We start from the raw sequence: 715 nt of genomic DNA, 5'->3' as shown, positions 1-715 counted from the left end.
GCCCCACAACAGGGGCGCGGGGAACTGCGCGAGAAGCCCCACCGGCCCGCGGACGAGGTCAGGCCGTCACCCCACGCGCCCCATGCCCAGCCGCAATGGACTCGATCCGACGCGCCAGCTCGATGTCCAGGCCCGTCACCTTCCCGCCCACGCTGTGCGTGTTCACGCTCACGGAGATCGTGTTGTAACCGAGCGTCAGGTCCGAGTGATGCCCCAACTCCTCCTGGATCTGGGCGATATGAATCACCATCGCCGCCGCGGCGAAATGTCCGTCGAAGGCGTAGGAGCGGCTGATCCGGTCGCCGTCCGTCGCCCAGCCGGGCAGCTCCTGGAGGCGTTCTTCGACGTCCTTCTGGGAGAGCGGTTCGACCGCCATGAGGAATCCCTTCGTCACGGGTACTGCGGATGCGCGGATGCGCGGATGCCACAGACGCCACGGATGTCGGTGACTCCAGCGTCCCACGTGACGAGGGCGCTTTCGCGCCAATGTGCGGGGCGGCACGCAGCGCGTCTCCCGTCACCTTCCGGGAACAGGGTGACACCCCTATGCTCCTGCGCCGGACGTGACCAGTTACCCGGCGGTAGGCAGGGGGCACAGCATGGACGACACGGACGGCATACGCACAGGCAGCACCGGCAGCACAGGCAGCACCCGCAGAGCCTTCATCGGCTCTGCGGGTGCTGCCTGTGCTGCCGGTGCTGCCTGTGCGTATGC

Annotated in this window: 1 protein-coding gene; it reads right to left on the bottom strand. The window is 67.8% G+C overall.

What is annotated here, in order from left to right; genetic code table 11:
- Nucleotides 1–58: 58 nt before the first annotated feature.
- The gene (locus tag K6I34_RS37710) at nucleotides 59–376 is read right to left on the bottom strand and encodes a 4a-hydroxytetrahydrobiopterin dehydratase (protein ID WP_229332507.1); all 318 of its coding nucleotides are present in this window, start codon (nucleotides 374–376) and stop codon (nucleotides 59–61) included.
- Nucleotides 377–715: the final 339 nt, after the last annotated feature.

The organism is Streptomyces sp. UNOC14_S4 (assembly GCF_020740835.1).
GTDB lineage: Bacteria > Actinomycetota > Actinomycetes > Streptomycetales > Streptomycetaceae > Streptomyces.
This window is presented reverse-complemented; position numbering and strand designations above follow the sequence as displayed.